Genomic DNA, 22372 nt, shown 5'->3' with positions numbered 1-22372 from the left:
TCCTCCGTTCCTTATGTTAAGCCTTAGTAGTAGTAACAGCTGTAGATACAATATCCAGCACTTCGCCGATGGTATTCAAGCGACGATTGTTCTTGATCAATGCTTTACCAATGGACAATGCTTTACGCTGAGCATGTTCACGTTCAGTCGCATTTGGAATGGTATCTATATCCGCCACGTGAGCGAGTCCCACGATACGACGAACCATTTTGGCACCTGCGAAGCCGATCGAATCTCTGAACAATTGTTGCACATACAGATCCTGGTACCCTGGCGCTTTAGCCATCGGATCAATCAGGTCATTAACCCAGAGGGCCCGGAAACGAGATTCGAATTCACTCCATACATCACGAACCATATTCAGCAAAAGCGTTTCACGCTCACGCAAAGCAGTCTCATCCTGAATCCATCCTGGAAGGGATGCGTAATTCAAGAGCAGATTCGCGAGGACTGCACCGACATCGAATCCCATGGGGCCGTAATATGCAAATTCGGGATCAATGACTTTGGTTGATTCAGGTGTAACAAAAATACTGCCTGTATGCAGATCTCCATGAAGCAGTGCCTGCCCATGTGTCAGGAATTTTTCCCGCAGCAAGGCCACTTCAAGGTGAAGCTCTCCATCTGTGCGAAGGGCTTCAGCCTCATCTTCAATGGAAGCATCATAATTATTTTTCTCAGCGATCCGGTAGGGTTCATCAAAGATCAGATCCTCCGTTATTTTGCATTGGTCCGGATTAATGAATCTGCCCTGTTGTTCCTTCTTCAATTGCTGATCCATGCCCAAGTCGGATGTGAAGAACAGCGTTCTTGCCATGAATTCACCAATATGTTGTGCAAAAAGAGGATAGGAAACACCTTCGATCAGGCCTTTGCGCATGATCACATGATCACTCAAATCTTCCATAACCGTTAACGCGAGGTCATCATCGTAATGATACACTTCAGGTACCATCCCTGGACACAGACGATACTCTTCCTGAAGAATTTCACGTTCAATGCGGGCACGTACCAGAGACAGTGGCCATGATTCTCCAACCACTTTCGCATAAGGAAGCGCCTGTTTGATAATGATACTTTTATCGGAGTTCTGATCCGTGATGTGGAAAACCAAATTCAGATTGCCGTCGCCGATCTCGTGACAATCCAGATTCGCATCTGCCGCAAATGGACCCGGTAATGTTTTGGCCAGTTCAATTGCATCCTGGGGGGTAAACGGGCGATATTGGGACAAAGGTGCCACCTCCATATATATGAAGAAACAGGAAAACCCACTTCTTTGCTTGGTATATGTCAGTATATCGGAAATAGCGCGGTTTTTGAACTTTTTTTTGAGACAAGTCAAGTCGATCCTGATTCGAACTTCCGGTTCAAGGGTAAAAACAAATAGGCCGGACGGTTAAGAGAAACGCCGTTAGCAAGCCTCTCCGCTACATGTGGTGACACATTATTAACTCTCTGTTATGCATTGCAGGACAACCTGCTTACCACGGCATGACAGACTAATTTTAAATAAAAGGATGGGATTAATATGGCTACAAAAAACAAAACAGATCAAGCAAAATCGGTGGAACAAGTACTTAATCGTCAGGTTGCTAACCTGAACGTATTGTATGTTAAAATCCATAACTATCACTGGTACGTTAAAGGACCTAACTTCTTCACGTTGCATGTAAAATTCGAAGAGTTCTACAACGAAGTTACAGTACAAATGGATGAAATTGCAGAGCGTATCCTTACGCTAAAAGGTAGCCCAGCGGCTACAATGAAAGAGTATCTGGAGCTTTCCTCTATCCAGGAAGCAGCAGGTGGCGAAGACGCAAAAACAATGGTGCAAAACCTGATCGAGGACTTCGCTACACTTTCGAATGAATATCAGGAAGGTATCGAAGTTGCAGATGCAGCTGAAGATCAACCAACATCCGATATGCTGACAGGCTTTAAAGCTGACCTTGAGAAACACATGTGGATGCTTCGCTCTTTCCTGGGTTAATATAGCCAAGATTTTTTCTACTACAACTGGGTCTCTTACGTAAGCTTTCTGCTCCCCGATCTGTTGTCAGAAATGCCCTGAGCGTCTATACTGCTGACAAGAACGATAGGGGAGGGAACCGCTTATGTTAGAACCAACGATACCGGCTTTAAAAGAATGGGCTTCTGCAATCAAAGCACTGGAAACGGGTCGCCAAATTATGGTGATGCGCAAAGGTGGGATTGTAGAGGAAACCCGACATTTTGAGCTGAAAAGTCCGGCGTTTTACCTGTATCCGACTTATGAACATCAGCGTAAAGAACTGATTAAGTCCTCGGATCAATCCTATGTTGAAGAATCACTGGCCGAATGGGTGCCCGAAGCTTCGACAATCCGTATTACTGCATATGCCGAAGTAACGCAGGATCTGGAGATACGAGATCAGGAGATGCTGGATCGACTTCTTGACTTTCATATGTGGACAGCGGATTTTGCCGAAGACCGTTTGAAATGGAAACGGAAAGATCCGCTCCATGTATTGATTTTACGTGTGTACCTTTTGAAAGAACCGATGGAGATCCCCGTACTGCCTGAATATAATGGTTGTCGTTCATGGATTTCTATTCCGAATGGTCTGGTGCCGCGCGAAATGACGCCGGTGGTGGACGTTGCGGATTTTGACAAACAGGTACAGAAGATTAACGAGATGCTCAAATTGTAATATTATTAATGAAGGGGCTTGTCCATAATATGGATAAGTCCTTTTTTAGATTAGTGTGTAGCAGATACGATAAAAGCTTCATTTTCTGTGATTTTTCTCACTGTCTATCTCGGCGGGAGATGTTTTCTCATTTGATTCAATCTGGTATTTATTATAGAATCAAAAAGAATAATGTTTCCTGCAAGGAATATACACTCTTAGGAAATAACTTGATTATCATTGAGAATCAGTTTAGAATTATTCTAAAGTGTTCTTGCTTTGAGATTCGAGTACAGGAGAAATTCAGGGGAAGCCCTGTTCAGATATAATAGGCGCTTTTTCGTTTTCGACAAACATCAATTTAATCAATGGAGGGAAACAATACACATGGCTACGAATTTCGTCATTGAAGGTCTGAAAGCTACGATCGAAGGTAAGGAAATCCTGAAAGGCATCAACCTGGAAATGAAAGGTGGAGAAATCCACGCTATCATGGGTCCGAACGGTACAGGTAAATCAACTCTGGCTTCTGCATTAATGGGCCATCCGAAATATGAAGTAACTGACGGTACAATTACACTTGATGGTGAAGATGTATTGGACATGGCAGTAGATGAGCGTGCACGTGCAGGTCTATTCCTGGCTATGCAATACCCAAGTGAAATTGCAGGTGTTACAAACTCCGACTTCTTGCGTAGTGCAATTAACGCACGTCGCGGCGAAGGTAACGAGATCTCCCTGATCAAATTCATTCGTCAAATGGAAGGTAAAATGAAAGAACTCGACATGAATCCTGAGTTCGCTCACCGTTACCTGAATGAAGGTTTCTCCGGTGGTGAGAAAAAACGTAACGAAATTCTGCAAATGATGCTGCTTGATCCGAAAATCGTAGTACTTGATGAAATTGACTCCGGTCTGGACATCGATGCTCTGAAAATCGTGGCAAACGGTGTAAATGCAATGAAGAGCGAAGATCGTGGTTTCTTGATCATCACTCACTATCAACGCCTGCTTAACTACATTACTCCTGACTACGTACACGTTATGATGCAAGGTCGTATCGTGAAATCCGGCGGACCTGAACTGGCACACCGTCTGGAAGCTGAAGGATATGACTGGGTTAAAGAAGAGCTGGGAATTACAGACGAAACTGTAGGTCAAGAAGCGTAAAGACAAAACGGAGGAGGATTAATCAATGACTACACAAACAATTCTTCCGGTTGAATCTGAAGCGCTTCGCGCCTTGTCGGAAAGCAACAATGAACCCGGCTGGTTGACCGAACAGCGGCTCGAAGCTTTGAAGCTTGCGAGTGGGCTTGCGCTTCCTAAACTGGAAAAACAAAAAATCGAACGCTGGAATGTCAGCGAGTACGGAACATATAAAGCAAGTGAAGCTATTTCTTCTTTGACAGAAGTACCTGCTTCTATCAAAGATCTGGTTCAGGATCAAGCTGAAGGCAGTCTGGTTATCCAGCGCAATTCCGGTACAGTATACTCTAAAGTGTCTGCTGATCTGGCAGCAAAAGGAGTTATCTTCACGGATCTGGCTACAGCGGTTCGCGAACATGGCGATCTGGTAAAACCATATCTGAACACAGCGGTGAAAGCCGATGAGCATTCCCTCGCTGCATTGCATGCGGCACTTTGGAATGGCGGGGTCTTCCTGTATGTTCCGAAAAATGTCGAAATCGAAGTACCACTGCAAGCAGTGTTGCTTACGGATGACGCATCTGCAACGTTTGCACCTCACGTGCTTGTGGTTGCAGAAGCAAACAGTTCGGTAACTTATGTGGATAACTATGTATCTGGCGAATTGTCCGCACCTGTTTTCCATAATGGTGTTGTGGAAGTATTCGCAAAATCGGGTGCTAAAGTACGTTTCGCATCGGTTCATCAACTGAGTGTGAATGTAACTGATGTTTCATTCCGTCGTGCAGTGTTGGAGAATGATGCTTCCATCGAGTGGATTGTAGGCGAAATGAACAATGGCGATACAGCGAGCAACACGATGACTGTGCTGAAAGGCAATGGATCAAGTTCCGATTCCAAAGTCATCGCTGTAGGTTCCGGTTCACAGAAAATCAACTACACCACAGAAGCTCGTCACTTCGGCAAGAATACACCAAGTCAGATGATTACACGTGCAGTTATGCGTGAAGAAGCTTCTGCAATCATCAACGGGATCACGAAGATTGAGAAAGGCGCTACCAAAGCTGATGGACAGCAGACAGAGAAAGTGTTGATGCTGAGCCCTAAAGCACGTGGAGACGCCAATCCAATCCTTCTGATTGACGAGGATGATGTAACAGCAGGTCACGCGGCTTCTGTTGGTCAAGTCAATGCCGAGCAGATTCATTACTTGATGTCGCGCGGAATTAACCGTACGGATGCCGAACGCCTGATCATCTATGGCTTCCTGGCTCCGGTGGTGGCGGATATTCCTCTGGAAGCACTGCGCACCCAATTGCAGTCCCTGATTGAGAAGAAGCTGGGACAATGAACCCGTCCATTCGCGAGCAGTTCCCGATCCTCCACCAGGAAATTAACGGACACCCGCTCGTATATTTAGATAGTGCTGCGACTTCACAGAAGCCTCGTGCTGTGATCGAAGCAGTCAAACATTATTATGAGTATGAGAACTCCAACGTACATCGCGGTGTTCATACCCTTGGAAGCCGTGCAACCGACGCTTACGAAGGCGCACGTGAGAAGGTAGCCAAGTTTATCAATGCCCGTCGTACAGAGGAGATTATCTTTACTCGTGGGACAACGACAGCCCTGAATCTGGTGGCTTCATCATATGCCCGCGCCAATTGCAAAGAAGGCGATGAAATTGTTATCACGCAAATGGAGCATCATAGTAATCTGATTCCTTGGCAGCAAGTTGCCAAGGAGACAGGTGCAACATTGAAATACATCCCGCTTCAGCCTGACGGTCATATTGAATTGGCTGATGTCGAGAAGACGATTACGAACAATACTAAAATTGTAGCAATCGCTTATGTATCCAATGTTATGGGTCTGATCCATCCTGTGAAACAAATTGCTGAAATTGCACACCGCAATGGTGCTGTCATCGTTGTTGATGGCGCACAAAGCACACCTCACATGAAGGTGGATGTTCAGGATCTGGACTGTGATTTCTATGCATTATCCGGTCATAAAATGTGCGGACCAACTGGAATCGGTGCACTCTACGGCAAAAAGGCGCTGCTGGAGTCCATGGAGCCCATTGAGTTCGGCGGTGAAATGATTGATGATGTGGGTCTGTACGAATCCAACTGGAAAGAACTTCCCTGGAAGTTCGAGGGCGGAACCCCGATTATCGCAGGTGCGGTAGGGTTGGGAGCAGCCATTGATTTTCTGGAGCAGATTGGTATGGATGAGATTGCACATCATGAGAGTGTACTGGCAGCTTATGCAACAGAACGTCTGACCGAGATCGATGGGTTAACCATCTATGGCCCAGCGAAACGGCATGTGGGTGTAGTTACTTTTAATCTAGGGGATGTTCATCCGCATGATGTGGCAACCGTGCTGGATGCGAGTGGCGTAGCCATTCGTGCCGGACACCATTGCTGTCAACCGCTAATGCGCTGGCTTGAAGTTAGCTCAACAGCTCGTGCCAGCTTCTATCTATACAATAACGAACAAGATGTAGATCGGCTTGTCAGCGCCTTAATCCAGACAAAGGAGTATTTTGGCGATGCAACTTGATGATCTGTACAGACGTGTTATAATGGACCACTACAAAAACCCGCGTAACCGCGGAACATTTGATAATGACGCTGTCACGGTGAATTTGAACAATCCAACGTGCGGCGACCGGATTTCACTGCAAATTTTGCTGAAAGACGGAATCGTTCAGGAAGCCAAATATACGGGTGAAGGCTGCTCCATCAGCATGTCCTCTGCATCGATGATGACAGAGGCCGTCAAAGGCAAAACGATGGAACAGGCACTCGATATCGCTAACCGTTTTTCCTCACTGATGAAAGGTGAAGAAGTCGATTTCGACGATTATGAAGATCTCGAAGCCCTATCCGGTGTGAACAAGTTCCCTGCACGCATCAAATGTGCCACTCTGGCCTGGAATGCATTACGCAAAGGGATTGACGAAGAGAACAAAGTACAATAACGATAGGGAGGTAGAGCAAGATGGCTAAAAAAGCACCAGAAATGGAAGAGTACAAATATGGTTTTCGCGACGAGCACAAATCCATCTTTCAAACCGGTAAAGGTCTGACTGCAGAAGTGGTTACCGAGATTTCCAAGATTAAGAATGAACCGGAATGGATGTTGGAATTCCGTTTGAAATCCTTGAAACAATTCGAAAAGATGCCTATGCCGAAATGGGGCGGAGATCTCGACGGATTGGATTTCAATGAAATTCAGTACTATGTACGTGCTTCTGAAAAACAAGGGAAAACATGGGAAGAGGTTCCTTCTGAAATCAAGGAAACCTTTGATAAATTGGGCATCCCTGAAGCAGAGCAAAAGTTCCTTGCAGGTGTATCGGCTCAGTATGAGTCCGAGGTTGTATACCACAACATGCAAAAGGAATTGGAAGACCAAGGTGTAATCTTCATGGATACGGATACGGCTCTTAGAGAGCATCCGGAAATCCTGCGTGAATATTTTGCTACAGTTATTCCGCCTGCAGATAACAAATTTGCTGCATTGAATAGTGCGGTATGGTCCGGAGGAAGCTTCATCTATGTGCCTAAGGGCGTTAAATGTGAAGTGCCTCTGCAAGCCTACTTCCGGATCAACTCCGAGAATATGGGACAATTCGAGCGTACACTCATCATTGCGGACGAAGACAGCTTCGTTCACTATGTAGAGGGCTGTACAGCTCCAATCTACAGCACGAACTCACTGCATAGTGCGGTCGTTGAGATCATCTGTAAGAAAAATGCCCGTGTTCGTTACACAACGATTCAAAACTGGGCACCAAACATCTACAACCTCGTTACGAAACGTGCGGTTGCAGAAGAAAATGCAACGATGGAATGGGTCGATGGTAACATCGGTTCCAAACTGACGATGAAATATCCAGCGGTTGTACTGAAAGGCCGTGGAGCTAAAGGTTCCGTACTCTCCATCGCTGTAGCTGGTAAAAACCAGCATCAGGATGCAGGTGCGAAAATGATCCACTTGGCTCCGGATACAACATCTACGATCGTATCGAAGTCCATCAGTAAACATGGTGGTAAAGTAACGTACCGTGGTTTGGCTTCCTTTGGACGTCAAGCTGAGGGCGCGAAATCCAACATCAAGTGTGATACACTCATTCTCGATAATGAGTCCACATCGGATACAATTCCTTACAATGAAATCATGAATGATAACATCATGCTGGAGCATGAAGCTACAGTATCCAAAGTGTCCGAGGATCAACTCTTCTACCTGATGAGTCGCGGTCTGACTGATGCAGAAGCAACACAGATGATTATCATGGGCTTCATTGAGCCATTCACAAAGGAATTGCCAATGGAATACGCCGTTGAGATGAATAGATTGATCAAATTCGAAATGGAGGGCTCCATTGGTTAATCCAATGCAGCGCCTTTCGAAGCCGTAAAGCTGAACATGGCTGCTGATGTTAAGCGGTGTAGGGTTCAGTTGATCGCTTATGAATATAAGAAAGATCAAGGGAGAGATTCCCTTGATCTTTTTTTTGTTGCCCAAACAAGACGATGAGTAAGTGGTATGTGGGATCGGTGTGTCAGATATGTCTGACTGAAATATTGGATTATACAAATGAATAGAACGGATTTATTCTTCCATTAATGAATGTTACATATATTTGAATAGATTTAAATATAAGGAGGTATATGATGCGAAGAAGTATAGTCAAAAAAGGAGCAGCCTTGGTATTGTCTGCTGTTGTTGCCTTTACGAGCTCTCCGTTATTTTTATCAACGGCAAGTGCAGCAGAAGGTGGAACGGTATCTGGTACATTCAACGTACTTAGTTACAATGTAGGTGGTCTTCCAGACCTGGTATCCAGTTCCAACCCCAAGGAGTACACCGTTCAGATTTCCCCGAAATTAAATGACTATGACATCATTAATGTACAAGAGGATTTTAATTATCATAATGAGCTGATATCCCAAGTCACTCTGCCGTATTTGACGACAACAAGCGGAATTGCGGGTTTTGGTAGTGGGTTGAACAGTCTGTCCAAATATCCATTCCGTGACTTGAAGCGTATTACCTGGGATAAGCGATCTGGTGTTTTTGACAATGGAAGTGATGAATTGACTCCAAAAGGATTTACAGCAGCTACATATGAGATCGCACCTCAGGTGAAAGTGGACGTGTACAACTTGCATGCGGACGCAGGTAGCGATGATAAATCACTTGAGGCCAGACGAGATAATATCAGACAACTCTCCAATTACATCAAGGAGCACTCGGACGGGAACGCAGTTATTGTATTCGGGGATACCAATACACGGTACACCCGTGCCGCTGACAATATAGAGTTGCTCATGTCTGAGAATGGTTTAAGAGATCCGTGGATCGATTTGATTCGAGGTGGGAGTATTCCGGCTGATGGAGACGCCCTTATGGATGCAACCAATTTAAATGGACTAAACTATGAGATAGTGGACAAAATTTTGTATCGCGGAAGTAAAGCATTGTCCCTTAATGCACAGAGCTATCGGTTAGAAAATCAAACGTTTGTTGACCCGAGTGGGAAGCAATTATCTGATCATTATCCAATTACAGCGGAATTCGTGTACAGCACATCTTCTCAGTACCAACTAAGTTCAACAATCGGAGGGTCCGGGGGGACTGGCTTTAATGATCTGAATCAGATTCCCGATGCCAGACCTAGCTCAGTGGTGCTTAACTCGGGCAACCGTGTAGACGGTATTTCGACATTGTACAGGGATGGAACGAACCTGACGCATGGTGGTCAATCAAACATTGCCACACTTAACTTGGCAGACGGAGAGTACTTAACCCAGGCAACCATTGGTCAGGGGACACGAAATGGAGATAAACGGATCTTTTACGTGGAGTTGTCGACCAATCTTGGAAATAAGATTGAAGGCGGACAAAAGACATCGGATCAAATTAAACTTGAGGCACCAGCAGGGTGGTATATAGCCGGATTTTATGGAAGAGCAGGACAGGAACTGGATCAGCTAGGGGTCATATACAGACCTCTGAATTAGGATAGTGTAGTGGTTGACATAAAAACATAGTATATATAACTGATAGAGCAATCATATTAACATAGCGCGCCGCTTGGAATATACGTTGGAGAGAGACCATAAGGTTTCCCTAATGATATTCTGAGCGGTATTTTTGTGGAATAAAATAAGTCCAATAGCACAAGCCATTTCATAGATTTAAGCATTTAATGATAGAAAAGGATGTGAGTGTATGAGCGTAAAACCTTTCGAGGGCTATCGGATTACAAGTTCATTCGGCTATCGAATTCATCCTATTCATGGTGGACAGACATTTCACCGCGGAATTGATCTCGTGACAGAGCCCTGGAATGGCCCCGTCTATGCCTTTATGGAGGGTAGGGTACGTTTTGCTTCCGAGGGAGTTACAGGCTCCGGATTCGGCGGTTACGGGCTTACAGTTGCCCTTCAAGATCATCGTGGCTACTTGCATTGTTATGCTCACCTTTCGCGTGTTGCCGTAACCGTTGGTCAGCGGGTGAAGCGAGGCCAGCTTATCGGTAATCAGGGAAGCACGGGTCAGAGTACAGGCCCGCATGTACATTATGAGATTCGTAAAACAAGTGCACCCTCTTACGGGTATACAGCCAGCGAAGATGGTGTGACGGAACCGGGTGCGTATTTACAAGCCGAATTCGGAACTGCATCTCAGGAACAGGAGGCTCCGCCAATGACCACTGAGCAGAAGAAAATGTTTGAAGCCATGCAGAAAACGCTGGAGATTCAAGGGGGATGGATTCAGCAACAGGAGCAACTCTCCAATATGGATTGTCCCGCATGGGCACAGCAAGCGTTCGATTATTATCGACCGTTTATTATGAACGACAAAGGCAGTTATGAATTTTGGAGATTACTTGTTATCATGTACCGCAAGGAAAAAGGCATTCAGGTTCATTCGGGCTCCGACATATAGATCCCTGTAAAGAACAGGGAGTCGCAAAAGGCTGATCCACTCAGATAGATGCAGGCAGACAACCATTTATCGAATGTTGCCTGTTCGCCCGGTTCATTCCACCGGAAACGTCATATGTTAGGGTATACCTGATGAAGAGGAGGCAATCACATGAGCGAAGTAGGATATGGCTGTGGGGGCAACGTAGGCGGAGTAGGCGGAGTAGGCGGATACAATATGTTCACAAACACTGGTGCAATCTTGGTACTGTTCATTCTGTTGGTTATCATCACAAAAGCATTCTGCGTGTAATCCAACATAATCGAATCGGAATAGACAAAAGGGAAGCCGATTACGGCTTCCCTTTTGTCATATGCCAACCTATGAGTTGGTTATTCAAGCTACTTCCTGTTTGTTGCTTCGTATCCATATTGTGTGCTGTGTAAAATGAACAGATAGCCTTGTTACACAATTACTGTACATAAATTTCAACGATAGCAATATCTCTTTCTTTCGCTAAATCGATAAAGGAGGTAGAGGTCTGAACGAGTGGTCGGAAATAATCCGCAGGATTATTCATGACAATGAGTCCCGTCTGACCCGTGGTGAGCAGAACCCTTTTACCGATAAAATTAGGCAGCATGTGCTTGATCAGCTCCTGTGTTGCTTCACCATTTAACTGACCGAAGCTGAGGCTGTACAGTTCACACAGAACAGAGATCAGTTCCTGTTTGGTCTGGTACACCCGATTCGTCGTCATGGCGCTGTAAACGTCTGCTACAGCAGTTATACGGGCATATGGGTGGATCTCGTCTCCTCGCAGTCCATGAGGATAACCACTTCCATCCTCGCGCTCATGATGCTGAAGTGCAACTGTTGCCAGAATTTCATCCTGCGTGGATTCTTTAATGATATCGTACCCATAGAATGTGTGTTTCTTCATTTCGTCAAATTCTTCCGTGGTCAATTTACCAGGTTTATGTAACATTTCAGAAGGAATCTTGGACTTGCCGATATCATGAAGATATCCTGCTTTGGCTACCGTTAGACATTCCTCGGGGTTATAACCCATCCAGCCGGCAATATAAAAAGCGAGCATTCCGACTTGCAAAGAATGGTTGTACGTATAATCGCTATCCCCGTCCAGCATAAGCAACAAGGAGACAACATCTTTTTGTTTTTCCAACTGTTCTGTTAGGGTGAACAAAATCTCATCGACCTGTGTCTCATCAATAAAACCCTTCTCCATCGCTTGTTGAAATAGAGATTCAGTACCTTTGATCGTATCGTTAAACAAGTTAGTTAACAGACGGGTTTGATCGGAAGGTAAGGTTTGTGCATCAGAGTGTAGGTCGGATGTTGTGTGTTCTACATCTGCGTACTCGATTCCATGTTGCAGCAGTTTGGATAGGTCATCTTCACTGAGGGTGGAACCTTTCATCAGCATGTGGAGACCCGAACTGTTGTATACATCATTTTTTAACAGGTCACCCGGTTTAAGATCAGTAACATGCACTCTCACGTATAAACCACCTTTTCTCGACTAATATCGACACATATGATTATAATAACAAGAAAAAAATGGGTTGACAACGACTTATTTACTATTAACCCACTCTGTCTAAAAAGGTGTAAAGGCTCATTGTTTAGTTCTTCATAGGGTTCCATGGTCCTAATTGGTGTCCCTTCCATTCAGATCCATCTTCCCAAATTTCCTTTTTCCAGATCGGAACGGTCTGTTTGAGTCTCTCAATGGCGTAACGACTTGCATCATAACAGTCGTTGCGATGAGGCGAGGAAACGGCAATGACTACACTAATCTCTGCCACATCCACTTTGCCGATTCGGTGACTGATTGCACATAACACACCAGGCCAGCGGTCGGAGATTTCCACACCAATGACCGCCATCTGAGAAAGAGCCATCGGCACATAGGCCTCATATTCAAGATGGACGGTGCGCTGTTCACCAGTCATTTCACGAGTCGTACCTACAAAAGTAAGAGCTGCCCCGTGATTCGGGGTAATCACTAGCGCCGTTGTTGCTTCCACAGACAAGGTGGACTCTGTAATCAGAAATAAGCCATCTTCAGTCCGATGCTCAGCAACGGTAGAGCGAAGCTTCTCATCGGATATATCCGTACCATCACCTCCAGAGACGGGAGGGATCAACGCAAGTTCATCTTCTGAGCTAAGTATAGTATCGGCAGGAGCGTACTGCTGGTTAACTGCCAAAAAGGATGTCTTTATCTGAGAAGCTGCTTCGGGATAGGCCAGACTCAGTTTTTCTTTTAAATCAGCAGCGGTTGGAAGGTCTCCAATGTACTCAAACTCCAGAAGGGATGTATTTAAACGTTCTGCAATGCCTGCAAATAGTTGAATTGTCAATTTCATAGATATGACTCACCTCTTCTTGGTCTCTAAACCCTTTAAATATATCATAACGACGCGGAAAATGTTATGCTTATCCATTAGAAGAATGAACGTTTATTGAAGAGCAGGGGAGGCGGTGTGATGAGCACCAGGGAGAAGCAAACGTTAACGATTCTACACACCAATGACATCCATAGCCACTTCGGCTCCATGAGCACCATCGCCGCTATGATCAATGAGGAACGTGACCAAGGTGGCAACTTCCTTGTATTGGATATCGGCGATCATATGGACCGCATGGCCGTTGAAACAGAAGGAACACTGGGTACGGCTAATGTTGATGTTATTAACCTGACGGGCTACGATGCCATTACAATCGGTAACAACGAAGGACTAACCTTTACGCCAGATCAGCTCGCGCAGTCCTACGCTGGACTTCTGTGTCCTGTGGTATGCGGCAATGTTGTGGAGCAAGATACTGGCCTTCCGCCAGTGTGGATGAAACCTTCTCTGATTGTGGAGAAAGGTCCATTTCGCGTTGGTCTGCTGGGGGCAACCGCCCCTTTCACCACGTTTTACGAACTGCTCGGGTGGGATGTTCTGGACCCTGTGGATTCACTGAGAGCTCAAGTGGAAGCATTACGTGATGAAGTGGATGTGGTGGTTATTCTTTCACATCTGGGACTATCGACAGATCGGAGACTGGCGGAGCAGATTACTGGAATTGATGTTATTCTCGGTGGACATACCCATCATGTTCTCGAAGAACCATTAGTCATTGGTCAGACCGTGCTGGGCGCAGCTGGAAAATTTGGCCAATGGCTTGGGAAAGTGGTTCTGGAACGAACAAGTGTGGGAAAACCTCTCCAACTGGTAAGTAGCGGTTGTGTGGCTGCCAAGAGTATATTACTGGATGATCAGGTTGCTCTGGCAATCGCTACGAATCGTACGGAAGCCGAAAGGACACTGAATCAGACGGCAGTGATAACCGATCGGGTGCTGCCCATCGCGTATGACCGGGAATCCCCGTTTGCAACATTGCTTGCACAAGCTGTTCGTCATTTCACGGGGGCCCAGTTGTCTCTGGTAAATGCAGGTCAGCTTCTCGGAGATCTTCCACAAGGTAATATTACAAAAGGAATGTTGCATTCCCTATGTCCATCTCCTATAAATGCTTGTACAATATGCTTGAGAGGAAGTCATATTCGTGAAGCACTTGAGCAGTCCTTGTTGGACGAGTTTTCAGGTAAGCCCATTGTGGGATTTGGTTTTCGTGGTCAGATTCTAGGCACGTTATGTATGGACGGAATGGAAGTTCATTACAATCCAGATGCGCCAGCCTATGAGAAGATCCAGACCATATCCATCAATGGGGAGCCTATGGACGAACAATGTGAGTATATCGTTGGAACACTGGACATGTTTACGTTCAATGTGGGGTATCCTCCTCTGGCTCATGGAACCCGTACGCTCTATCATCTTCCGGAATTCATACGCGATTTGCTGGAAACGGAAATAAAACGACCAGGGGCTCTGGACGACAGCCTGCGAGCCCGCTGGAATCAAAGCTAAATTAAAAGTACTTGCCTTCTGCTGAAGCGGCGGCTAGTGGTAATTACATCTACGGAGCGGGAGAGGATAGGCTGTGCGTTTAGTACATATAAACTTATTGCAGCCTGGCATGAAGCTGGGGAAACGTATTTATAGTGAAGAAGGCCTTGTATTACTTAGTGAGGATGTAGAGCTAACCATTCGATTGATTGGACGCCTTAAGGATCTCGGAGTCGGTTATGTGTATATTAAAGATGCTGCGACAGAGGATATCATCGTTCCTGATATGTTGCAGGAAGAGACCAGGAGAAAGGCACTGGCAGAGATCAAACAGCAATTTCAGAGTATGTCAGGACTGAAAACAAAAAGTCGGATTCCTCATTTCGGTAAAGCTCTTAGTGGTGTGATGAATGCCATTCTGGAAGACATCGGCAGTCAGAAGGAAGCCATGATTATGCTGATGGACATGAACTCCAGTGATTTTGACCTGTATAACCATTCTCTGAATGTATGTGTGTACACGCTGGTTCTTGGTGTCGCTTCGGGTTACACACGCCAGCAATTAATGGAAATTGGTCTGGGCGCTTTGTTGCATGATATCGGCAAAACACAGATTGCACCAGAAATCCTGCATAAACCCTCCAGATTGAGTGACGAGGAATTCAAAATCATTCAGCAGCACACTACATATGGACACCGTATTCTCAAAGATGAACCAGGCATACCACTTCTATCTGCGCATTGTGCATTGCAGCACCATGAACGAATTGATGGCAGTGGATATCCCTTTGGTTTGAAAGACAAGGAAATTCATGAATATGCCAAATGGATTGCGCTTGCTGATTCGTATGATGCCATGACGACAAATCGGGTGTACAAGCAAGCCTTGCTGCCGCATCAGGCGGTCGAGGTGCTGTATACCGGTTCAGGGACCCTGTATGAACAATGGATGCTGGAGAAGTTCAGGGATTGTGTAGCGATATACCCAGTAGGTCTTTCAGTCAAGCTCAGTACAGGAGAGGTGGGGGTAGTTGCATCAATTCATTCACGTGTTCCTCAACGTCCGCTTATCCGTGTTCTCAAAGATGCGGACGGCCATACTTTATCTTCGCCTTATGAAATTAACTTGCTGACAGCTCTGTCTGTAATGATTACAGGTGTAGAGGGTGTGGAGGATACACCGTCAGTGCCCCAAAGTGAACAGGTGGAAAGCTGAACAACTTGAAGATGATTAGCGCTCATGTCGTAATATCAGGGCCGTTTTGTGATTCGGTCCAGAGTTGCCTGAGCGTTTTTTGTCATGTAATGGACAGGGTCTACGTATGCCGGAGCATTCAAAATTGTGCTATGATAAAAGATAACTCCAAAAAGAGAAACACAAGGTATGATGTAAATAAAACTTTTTAGGTTAATAAAAGGAATAAGGTGAAGAACAATGACCATGCTAAACTCAGGATCGGTACAACCGATGCCTTTATCGCCGACCAATGATCCGTGGGATCCGATCGGCTCTCTGCGTACATATGGACGCCATGTGCTGACCAGTGTAGAAATGACCGTGACACATCTGTGCAACATGAGGTGTGAGCATTGTGCCGTGGGAGATATGCTTACGATGCGTGAAGCGCCGGCTCTTCCGCTCCCTCTGATGCTGAAACGATTGGATGAAGTGGAGCATCTGCAGACGATTAGTCTGACGGGGGGCGAGCCAAGCTTTAGCCAGAAAACAGTGGATGAGATGATTATCCCACTGCTCAAATATGCCAAGGAACGTGGAATTCGTTCCCAGATCAATTCGAATTTAACGCTGGATATCAGCCGGTATGAGCAACTTTTACCTTATCTGGACGTTATGCATATCTCATTCAATTACCTGAATGCTGACGATTTCCATCAAGTCGGATTTGCGAATAGTGGCAGACCTGTGAAACGTGAAGTAGCGGTGAAGATGTACGAGAAAATGATTGAAAATTCCCGCAAATTAAGTGAAGCAGGCATGTTTATCTCCGCCGAGTCCATGATTAACTTCCGTACGCACGACAAGCTGGATGGTATTCACCAATTGATTCGTGAGATGGGCTGTGTCCGTCATGAAGTGCATCCGATGTATAATTCGAACTTTGCTTCGTCACTGCCGGTCTTATCACTGGACCATATGAGAGCAGCGATTCATCGTTTGCTTGATGTGCGTGACAAAGATATGTGGATGTTATTTGGAACCCTGCCATTCTTCGCATGCAGTGCAGCAGAACAGGATCGGGAACTGATCAACCGATTATACAGCGAACCAAATGTGACGGTACGTAACGATCCAGACGGACGCAACCGCGTTAACGTCAACATGTTCACGGGAAATGTGTATGTGACGGATTTTGCGGATATCCCGGCATTTGGCAACATTCGTGATCGTAAACTGGATGATGTGTTCCATGAATGGTCAGCTGAACATCCGTTGAATCAAACGGTCAATTGCCATTGCGATATTGCATCCTGTTGCGGACCAAATCTGCTGGTAGCAGATATGTATTACAAAGGTGTGGATTTCAAATCTAGAAAGGCAATCACACGTTGATATTCCAGGTGTATTCCTGAAATAGATAGAAAAGGGGAGTTTCTACTTGGATATTCATACCGAATTTCATCTTGGGCAGCTGGTATTTAATCTGGTCTGTGTCTTTTTGCTCGTATTTTTGAATGGCGTATTTGTCGCAGCAGAATTTTCACTTGTGAAAGTAAGGCAGACACGCTTAACTCAATTGCAGAGTGAAGGAAATCGTATGGCTGGTTACGCTCTGAAGGTGAATAGTAAACTGGATTCCTATCTATCGGCAACTCAGTTCGGGATTACGCTGACATCGCTTGGACTCGGGTGGCTGGGAGAACCGGCCATCTCCGAATTGCTCGTTGAGCCACTCATGTTTAAACTTGGAGTAGGAGATACAGGGCTTATTTCGACCGTGTCGGTCATTATCGGTTTTTGTATCATTACGTTTCTGCATATTGTGCTGGGTGAGCTTGCGCCTAAATCGTTGGCAATTCAAAAAACAGACGGCGTGGCATTGTTCTTATCTGCGCCCTTGCTGTTGTTCTACAAAATCTTCTTCCCGTTCATCTGGGTACTGAATGTATCGGCCAATGCATTGCTGCGTCTGGCGGGTATCGAACCTGCCAGTGAAGGAGAAGCTCACTCGGAAGATGAACTTCGTATTCTGATGAAGCAGAGTGCCAAAAGTGGTGTCATCGATAAAGATGAGATCAAACTGATGGACAACATCTTTGATTTCTCCGATATGCTGGCACGTGAAGTGATGCTGCCACGTACAGACATGGATTGTCTGTACACGCATATGTCTTTGGAAGAGAACCTGGAGATCATTAATGCAACCAAACATTCCCGGTATCCCGTAGCCGTAGAAGACAAGGATGAAATCATTGGATTTATACACATCACCGATTTGCTCTTGGCTAAACCGGAGCAACAACATGATCTGGCTTCACTCGTCCGTCCAATCTTAAACGTTCCTGAATCCATGGAAATCAGCCATGTGCTGCGTCTGATGCAGAAGAAACATTCTCAGATGACGCTGGTTGTGGATGAATATGGCGGCACAGCTGGATTGCTGACTGCGGAAGAAATTCTGGAAGAGATCGTTGGAGACTTGTATGACGAGTTTGAGGATGAGCGTCCGCATATGGAACGCAGTGGGGATTCCTTTTCCATTGATGGTCGTTCGCTTATTGAAGAAGTTCATAAGTGGACCGGAGCCATCATTGAGGATGAAGAAGTGGATACCATCGGTGGATGGTTGTTTAAAGAGCTTGGGGGCAATCCAGCCAAGGGAAAAACGCAGGAGCTGAATGGGTACGTTTTTGAAGTGGAAGAATCCACTCGCTTGCGAATTACCCGGGTTCGAGTGTACAAGCAATCTGTCCCTCAAGACATAAATTCGGAAGATCAGTCAACAAAATAAACAGACCTCAAACAGACCTCTGAAAGTACCGCCCTTTGTGGTGGACTTTCAGAGGTTTTTTTGATGTGTCCGCTAAAAGGGGATTAACTTACCGACCTGAAACATATGGATATAGAGACGGGAAGCAAGCGTTTGAAATGTATGTTGGATGCATGTAAACATTGAGAAAGGAGAGTTGTTCTGTGAAAGATCCGCAGCTTCGTGCTTACGTCCCGTTTGTGGGGCCGTTTGATCCTTGTCCGCCTGTAGAGATTCGAACGTATCTGGTTCCTCCGCAATTATTTATTCCATTTCAGCCTATGGGCTGGCCGCAGTACAGCCCGGCGGAAGCCTTAAGAATCGGAACGTTGTGGCCTGCATTATACAGCCCTTATACACCAGCGAGATCGAAAGGGAGGAAGGTGGAATCGGATGGAGCCTGAAATGCCCAAAGCCTGTGATGCAAGGTATTATGAGCTGTTAGAGGAGCTCCAGGCACTGGACTTTGTATTAGTTGAGCTGAACCTGTATCTGGACACCCATCCGGGTGATTTTCAGAGTATTGAACAGTACAACAAATTCAGTCAGGAGCGCATGAGAGTTGCACATGAATTTCAACAATTGTACGGACCGCTGATGAATTTTGGTCATGCATTCTCCAAATATCCATGGGAGTGGTCACAGACACCGTGGCCATGGCAAGTGTGAAACAATCCCCTCGGGTTTCCGTGCAACATTGTCACGCCGGGGACTCGGGGAATACGCCAGCAATTTCGATTTGATTCAAAAAGGAGGGCTCTGCATGTGGGTGTATGAGAAAAAGTTGCAGTATCCTGTTCGGGTTAGCAAATGTGATCCTCATATGGCAAAATTGCTGGCTGAACAATATGGAGGAGCGGATGGTGAGCTGGCGGCAGCTCTGCGTTACTTGAACCAGCGGTATACAATTCCGGATAAAATTATCGGGCTATTAAATGATATTGGCACAGAAGAATCAGTACATTATAGTTATCAATTATAAGCCCTAAACTCGGGGGAGTTTAGGGAATAATTTAAGATCGAAAATGTTTACGGCTTCCGGTCTTGACCAGTGGCCTTTTATTGTTTTATTATAAACAGCCATTTCAAGGACTGATTTCAATAATTTATTTTGTTGTGCTGGATCTTCTGTTTGCGAATAGGTATCTAAAACATGTTCTACGTTCGGGATGATATCCACCCTGGCGGTTTGTCTTCTTTTCTCCAAGTCCATTTCCCCTAAAGCCACCTTAATGCTTTCCTCCGTTTCTCCAATCCTTTGAGCAAGTGTTTGAGATCTCTCAAGGTATGTTTCAACCGTATAAATTTTCTTTTCTAGCAAATCGTGCAGATTATTATTCTGTTCGTGCAATTCATGCATTTTTTTTTCGAGATCCTTTACGATCTGTTCCTTGATGCTTAAACTCGATTCCTCTTCGTCATTCTCAGGTTTATGATCGGTCCACTGTGCTCTATAGTTCTCCAGCCAAGTCCGTAATCCCTCCAAGATCCTATCTTCAACAATGGCCACTGGGGAACTGACATTATCACAAGTGGGATAAGGACACATCAAACCTGCTGGACGAGCATTATTACTATATGGACGACGAACCATTAATCTGCCACATACCCCGCAGCGGATAATTCCAGCGAGTGGATTGGTAATGACTCCTGCAGGTGCGGGAGGGTGCGAACGACTTTTTAAGATATGTTGAGCGCGATCCCAAGTATCTTTGCTCACTAAACCTTCATGTTTTCCTTCAGCAACTAGCCACTCGCTACTGTCCACACGAGGGCGGGAACGCTGCAGAACTCCGTTCTTTCTGGTTTTCTTCTCAGGTCGTCTACGCCAAGCAATTACTCCATAGTAGACAGGGTTGCGAATCATACCATTAATAGTCGCAACGGTCCATTGGCTATTCTTTAATGTAGGAACTGACATCTGATTCAGCTTTTTGGCAATTAATCCGGTACCTACTCCCTGGTTAACATACATATCGAATATCATTTTAATGATTGGAGCCTGATCGGGATGCGGCTCCAGTGTCCATCCTTTTTCGGCTAAAAGCTTTAGACGTTTGTAACCATAGGGAGCAATGTTACCAATAAATTTACCCTCTGAAATAGAATCTCTACGCCCTGTTTGTTGTCTGCGATTTATTGTCTTATATTCGCGGCGGGACATAAACAAACCAAATTCAAAGTATTCTTCATCAAATTCATTATCGGGATCATATGTTTTCATAGGTGTTATGATCTTAGTACCGGCATATTTAAAGGTTTGGGCAATGATACCCTGATCGATGGTATCGCCACGCGCCAATCGTTCGATCTCCATGACTAGTACACCATCCCATAGCCCTTCTTCAACTTGATGAAGAACATTTTGGATAACGGGACGTTGTGCTATTGTTTCACCTGAAACGATCTCTCTGAAGACTTCAGAAATGTTTATTTTTAGCCGTTTAGCAAGATCAAATAAATTCCTTTCATGCCTTGCTAATGTTTCACCTTCGCCGCGGTTTTCAGCTTCCATGTCTGCCCTAGACTTCCTTAGGTACATACAAAAACGACCTTGAAGTTTTGATGTTAGTTTTGCATATAGTTCGTCTGACATGGCCAAGCCTCCTTAATTGTTATATATGCTGATTATGGCTAAATATGAATCAGTACATGTGTTCGTTTTTCGATGTGAAAGAAAAGCCCCGAAGGGCTTGAAAAGTGCTAGTTCTACGAATTGTCTTCTAGCCACTGGTTCGCCCAAAGATGTGCTCCACCAGCAGCCAGTGCGAACAGAATTGCGAGTACAACACTTGCAGGCGTACTGTCGAACCAATGACCAATTATCCAACCGACAAATCCACAGGCCAATGACAGTAAAACTAATATTACGATTCGAAGGGGTTTTATCATTAATCCGATCATGGTACCTAAGATAACTCCACCAAATACCCACCAAGATGTATAATAAATTCCGAAAACTATAGATAAGATAAATATTTCGAAAAACAACCAATTTGCTCCGCTTTCACTTTCTTTAGCTTCGTTTACACCTTTACGAACTTCATCTTTCAAATTAACCACCATCCATATGAACGTTTGCTAAGCTACCTATTATTGAGCCTTTTGAACTGTAGCTATTGTTGATGTCTAAATTATATGGAGTCTATGACTTTTTTGTATTCGTTGAACTGTTCTTCAGTAACTCCACCGGGCATCTGAAGAAGCATATTATCTTTTACATAAGTCCATGAACGGAACATTTCAGATGTTTGTCCCATTTCTTCGTAAAATTTCTGTAATTCAACAAGATCATCGTTGTTTTTGAGAATAAAGACGTGTCCTGAGGGTGCATCCTTATAGACAAGGCCATTCTCTCCAGATCCTTCAGATATGGAAGAACCATTCATCGAAGGTATTTTAAACCTAACTATTTCGCCGTCCTCGGGATTTAACTTAATGGTGCTGTCTTGAGTGACCTTCTCCGGATTTTCCGCTTCCACACTTGCCGCATTCAGTTTCGAAATAACGTCATCAGCAGTTATGGAACCCCCATTACTACACGCTGCAATAAGAAGCAAGACGCCTAAAAAAATAAAGATTTGCAAACCTTTTTTCATGCTCGTGATCCCCTCTCGTGTTTTAGCTTATCTATGTATATATGAACACCACTCCGCACATGATAGACACGAGGTGATGGTGTTGCTAC

The 22372-nt window shown here is 45.0% G+C and carries 22 protein-coding genes and 1 pseudogene; 17 read left to right on the top strand and 6 right to left on the bottom strand.

Annotated elements, in window-relative coordinates; all coding sequences use genetic code 11:
* Nucleotides 1-16: 16 nt before the first annotated feature.
* On the bottom strand, nucleotides 17-1234 hold the full coding sequence (gene mtnK, locus QVE09_RS09855) for an S-methyl-5-thioribose kinase (protein ID WP_315936666.1): 1218 nt from the start codon (nucleotides 1232-1234) through the stop codon (nucleotides 17-19).
* A gap of 297 nt (nucleotides 1235-1531) precedes the next feature.
* Here mtnK and QVE09_RS09850 point away from each other — a divergent pair, with 297 nt between their 5' ends.
* From QVE09_RS09850 to QVE09_RS09805, 10 genes are all read left to right on the top strand, one after another.
* Nucleotides 1532-1993 (top strand): Dps family protein, encoded by a 462-nt coding sequence (locus tag QVE09_RS09850; protein WP_017689542.1) that lies wholly within the window; start codon nucleotides 1532-1534, stop codon nucleotides 1991-1993.
* Nucleotides 1994-2117: 124 nt separating this feature from the next.
* Nucleotides 2118-2693 (top strand): DUF1802 family protein, encoded by a 576-nt coding sequence (locus QVE09_RS09845; protein WP_315936665.1) that lies wholly within the window; start codon nucleotides 2118-2120, stop codon nucleotides 2691-2693.
* A gap of 366 nt (nucleotides 2694-3059) precedes the next feature.
* Nucleotides 3060-3842, top strand: a complete 783-nt coding sequence (gene sufC, locus QVE09_RS09840; protein WP_062833524.1) for a Fe-S cluster assembly ATPase SufC — start codon at nucleotides 3060-3062, stop codon at nucleotides 3840-3842.
* A 25-nt stretch (nucleotides 3843-3867) separates the two neighbouring features.
* Nucleotides 3868-5172 (top strand): Fe-S cluster assembly protein SufD, encoded by a 1305-nt coding sequence (sufD, locus tag QVE09_RS09835; protein ID WP_062833525.1) that lies wholly within the window; start codon nucleotides 3868-3870, stop codon nucleotides 5170-5172.
* The gene (locus QVE09_RS09830) at nucleotides 5169-6389 is read left to right on the top strand and encodes a cysteine desulfurase (protein WP_315936664.1); all 1221 of its coding nucleotides are present in this window, start codon (nucleotides 5169-5171) and stop codon (nucleotides 6387-6389) included. Before sufD ends, QVE09_RS09830 begins: the two co-directional genes overlap by 4 nt.
* The gene (gene sufU / locus QVE09_RS09825; RefSeq protein ID WP_017689537.1) at nucleotides 6379-6810 is read left to right on the top strand and encodes a Fe-S cluster assembly sulfur transfer protein SufU; all 432 of its coding nucleotides are present in this window, start codon (nucleotides 6379-6381) and stop codon (nucleotides 6808-6810) included. The genes QVE09_RS09830 and sufU overlap by 11 nt, the downstream gene beginning before the upstream one ends.
* A 20-nt stretch (nucleotides 6811-6830) precedes the next feature.
* The gene (gene sufB / locus QVE09_RS09820) at nucleotides 6831-8228 is read left to right on the top strand and encodes a Fe-S cluster assembly protein SufB (RefSeq protein WP_036669904.1); all 1398 of its coding nucleotides are present in this window, start codon (nucleotides 6831-6833) and stop codon (nucleotides 8226-8228) included.
* A 284-nt stretch (nucleotides 8229-8512) separates the two neighbouring features.
* The gene (locus tag QVE09_RS09815; protein WP_315936663.1) at nucleotides 8513-9862 is read left to right on the top strand and encodes a jacalin-like lectin; all 1350 of its coding nucleotides are present in this window, start codon (nucleotides 8513-8515) and stop codon (nucleotides 9860-9862) included.
* 211 nt (nucleotides 9863-10073) lie between these two features.
* Nucleotides 10074-10793: a M23 family metallopeptidase gene (locus QVE09_RS09810; protein ID WP_315936662.1), complete on the top strand. Its 720-nt coding sequence runs from the start codon at nucleotides 10074-10076 to the stop codon at nucleotides 10791-10793.
* 150 nt (nucleotides 10794-10943) lie between these two features.
* Nucleotides 10944-11084: a hypothetical protein gene (locus QVE09_RS09805; protein ID WP_017689533.1), complete on the top strand. Its 141-nt coding sequence runs from the start codon at nucleotides 10944-10946 to the stop codon at nucleotides 11082-11084.
* A 160-nt stretch (nucleotides 11085-11244) separates the two neighbouring features.
* Here QVE09_RS09805 and QVE09_RS09800 read toward each other — a convergent pair whose 3' ends face one another.
* Both QVE09_RS09800 and QVE09_RS09795 read right to left on the bottom strand, forming a co-directional pair.
* Nucleotides 11245-12294 carry an HD-GYP domain-containing protein gene (locus tag QVE09_RS09800; RefSeq protein ID WP_315936661.1) on the bottom strand — a complete coding sequence of 350 codons (1050 nt, stop codon included), beginning with the start codon at nucleotides 12292-12294 and terminating at the stop codon, nucleotides 11245-11247.
* Between the two features lie 124 nt (nucleotides 12295-12418).
* Nucleotides 12419-13165 carry a molybdenum cofactor biosynthesis protein gene (locus QVE09_RS09795; RefSeq protein ID WP_315936660.1) on the bottom strand — a complete coding sequence of 249 codons (747 nt, stop codon included), beginning with the start codon at nucleotides 13163-13165 and terminating at the stop codon, nucleotides 12419-12421.
* A 120-nt stretch (nucleotides 13166-13285) separates the two neighbouring features.
* On the opposite strand from QVE09_RS09795, the gene QVE09_RS09790 reads away from it, so the two are divergent.
* The 7 genes and pseudogenes from QVE09_RS09790 to QVE09_RS09760 all read left to right on the top strand — a co-directional run.
* Nucleotides 13286-14716 (top strand): bifunctional metallophosphatase/5'-nucleotidase, encoded by a 1431-nt coding sequence (locus tag QVE09_RS09790; RefSeq protein WP_315936659.1) that lies wholly within the window; start codon nucleotides 13286-13288, stop codon nucleotides 14714-14716.
* Between the two features lie 73 nt (nucleotides 14717-14789).
* Complete coding sequence (locus tag QVE09_RS09785; RefSeq protein WP_315936658.1) at nucleotides 14790-15911, top strand: HD-GYP domain-containing protein; 1122 nt, start codon at nucleotides 14790-14792, stop codon at nucleotides 15909-15911.
* A 219-nt stretch (nucleotides 15912-16130) separates the two neighbouring features.
* The gene (yfkAB, locus tag QVE09_RS09780) at nucleotides 16131-17267 is read left to right on the top strand and encodes a radical SAM/CxCxxxxC motif protein YfkAB (protein ID WP_091032604.1); all 1137 of its coding nucleotides are present in this window, start codon (nucleotides 16131-16133) and stop codon (nucleotides 17265-17267) included.
* A 46-nt stretch (nucleotides 17268-17313) separates the two neighbouring features.
* Nucleotides 17314-18666, top strand: coding sequence for a hemolysin family protein (locus QVE09_RS09775; protein WP_315936657.1), 1353 nt, complete (start codon nucleotides 17314-17316; stop codon nucleotides 18664-18666).
* Nucleotides 18667-18848: 182 nt separating this feature from the next.
* Nucleotides 18849-19088 carry a spore coat associated protein CotJA gene (locus QVE09_RS09770; protein ID WP_253432997.1) on the top strand — a complete coding sequence of 80 codons (240 nt, stop codon included), beginning with the start codon at nucleotides 18849-18851 and terminating at the stop codon, nucleotides 19086-19088.
* Nucleotides 19078-19353 (top strand): spore coat protein CotJB, encoded by a 276-nt coding sequence (locus QVE09_RS09765; protein ID WP_315936656.1) that lies wholly within the window; start codon nucleotides 19078-19080, stop codon nucleotides 19351-19353. The genes QVE09_RS09770 and QVE09_RS09765 overlap by 11 nt, the downstream gene beginning before the upstream one ends.
* 94 nt (nucleotides 19354-19447) lie before the next feature.
* A pseudogene (locus QVE09_RS09760) lies at nucleotides 19448-19648 on the top strand (manganese catalase family protein); the annotation flags it as partial.
* A gap of 21 nt (nucleotides 19649-19669) precedes the next feature.
* Here the strand turns inward: QVE09_RS09760 and QVE09_RS09755 are convergent.
* The 3 genes from QVE09_RS09755 to QVE09_RS09745 form a co-directional block, all read right to left on the bottom strand.
* Complete coding sequence (locus QVE09_RS09755) at nucleotides 19670-21280, bottom strand: recombinase family protein (RefSeq protein WP_315936655.1); 1611 nt, start codon at nucleotides 21278-21280, stop codon at nucleotides 19670-19672.
* Nucleotides 21281-21393: 113 nt separating this feature from the next.
* Complete coding sequence (locus QVE09_RS09750) at nucleotides 21394-21738, bottom strand: hypothetical protein (protein WP_315936654.1); 345 nt, start codon at nucleotides 21736-21738, stop codon at nucleotides 21394-21396.
* A gap of 80 nt (nucleotides 21739-21818) precedes the next feature.
* Nucleotides 21819-22283: a hypothetical protein gene (locus tag QVE09_RS09745; RefSeq protein WP_315936653.1), complete on the bottom strand. Its 465-nt coding sequence runs from the start codon at nucleotides 22281-22283 to the stop codon at nucleotides 21819-21821.
* Nucleotides 22284-22372: the final 89 nt, after the last annotated feature.

Source organism: Paenibacillus sp. ClWae2A (genome assembly GCF_032452295.1).
GTDB lineage: Bacteria > Bacillota > Bacilli > Paenibacillales > Paenibacillaceae > Paenibacillus.
Note: the sequence above shows the minus strand (reverse complement) of the source record. Positions and strands in the feature narration are given on the sequence as shown.

What these genes read in the sequence shown, in the direction of transcription:
- sufB (WP_036669904.1), top strand. Translation starts at nt 6,831, where the DNA reads ATGGCTAAAAAAGCACCAGAAATGGAAGAGTACAAATATGGTTTTCGC.
- yfkAB (WP_091032604.1), top strand. Translation starts at nt 16,131, where the DNA reads ATGACCATGCTAAACTCAGGATCGGTACAACCGATGCCTTTATCGCCG.
- QVE09_RS09845 (WP_315936665.1), top strand. Translation starts at nt 2,118, where the DNA reads ATGTTAGAACCAACGATACCGGCTTTAAAAGAATGGGCTTCTGCAATC.
- sufU (WP_017689537.1), top strand. Translation starts at nt 6,379, where the DNA reads ATGCAACTTGATGATCTGTACAGACGTGTTATAATGGACCACTACAAA.
- QVE09_RS09795 (WP_315936660.1), bottom strand. Translation starts at nt 13,165, where the DNA reads ATGAAATTGACAATTCAACTATTTGCAGGCATTGCAGAACGTTTAAAT.
- QVE09_RS09765 (WP_315936656.1), top strand. Translation starts at nt 19,078, where the DNA reads ATGGAGCCTGAAATGCCCAAAGCCTGTGATGCAAGGTATTATGAGCTG.
- QVE09_RS09830 (WP_315936664.1), top strand. Translation starts at nt 5,169, where the DNA reads ATGAACCCGTCCATTCGCGAGCAGTTCCCGATCCTCCACCAGGAAATT.
- QVE09_RS09755 (WP_315936655.1), bottom strand. Translation starts at nt 21,280, where the DNA reads ATGTCAGACGAACTATATGCAAAACTAACATCAAAACTTCAAGGTCGT.
- sufD (WP_062833525.1), top strand. Translation starts at nt 3,868, where the DNA reads ATGACTACACAAACAATTCTTCCGGTTGAATCTGAAGCGCTTCGCGCC.
- QVE09_RS09745 (WP_315936653.1), bottom strand. Translation starts at nt 22,283, where the DNA reads ATGAAAAAAGGTTTGCAAATCTTTATTTTTTTAGGCGTCTTGCTTCTT.
- QVE09_RS09805 (WP_017689533.1), top strand. Translation starts at nt 10,944, where the DNA reads ATGAGCGAAGTAGGATATGGCTGTGGGGGCAACGTAGGCGGAGTAGGC.
- QVE09_RS09815 (WP_315936663.1), top strand. Translation starts at nt 8,513, where the DNA reads ATGCGAAGAAGTATAGTCAAAAAAGGAGCAGCCTTGGTATTGTCTGCT.
- QVE09_RS09810 (WP_315936662.1), top strand. Translation starts at nt 10,074, where the DNA reads ATGAGCGTAAAACCTTTCGAGGGCTATCGGATTACAAGTTCATTCGGC.
- QVE09_RS09790 (WP_315936659.1), top strand. Translation starts at nt 13,286, where the DNA reads ATGAGCACCAGGGAGAAGCAAACGTTAACGATTCTACACACCAATGAC.
- sufC (WP_062833524.1), top strand. Translation starts at nt 3,060, where the DNA reads ATGGCTACGAATTTCGTCATTGAAGGTCTGAAAGCTACGATCGAAGGT.
- QVE09_RS09850 (WP_017689542.1), top strand. Translation starts at nt 1,532, where the DNA reads ATGGCTACAAAAAACAAAACAGATCAAGCAAAATCGGTGGAACAAGTA.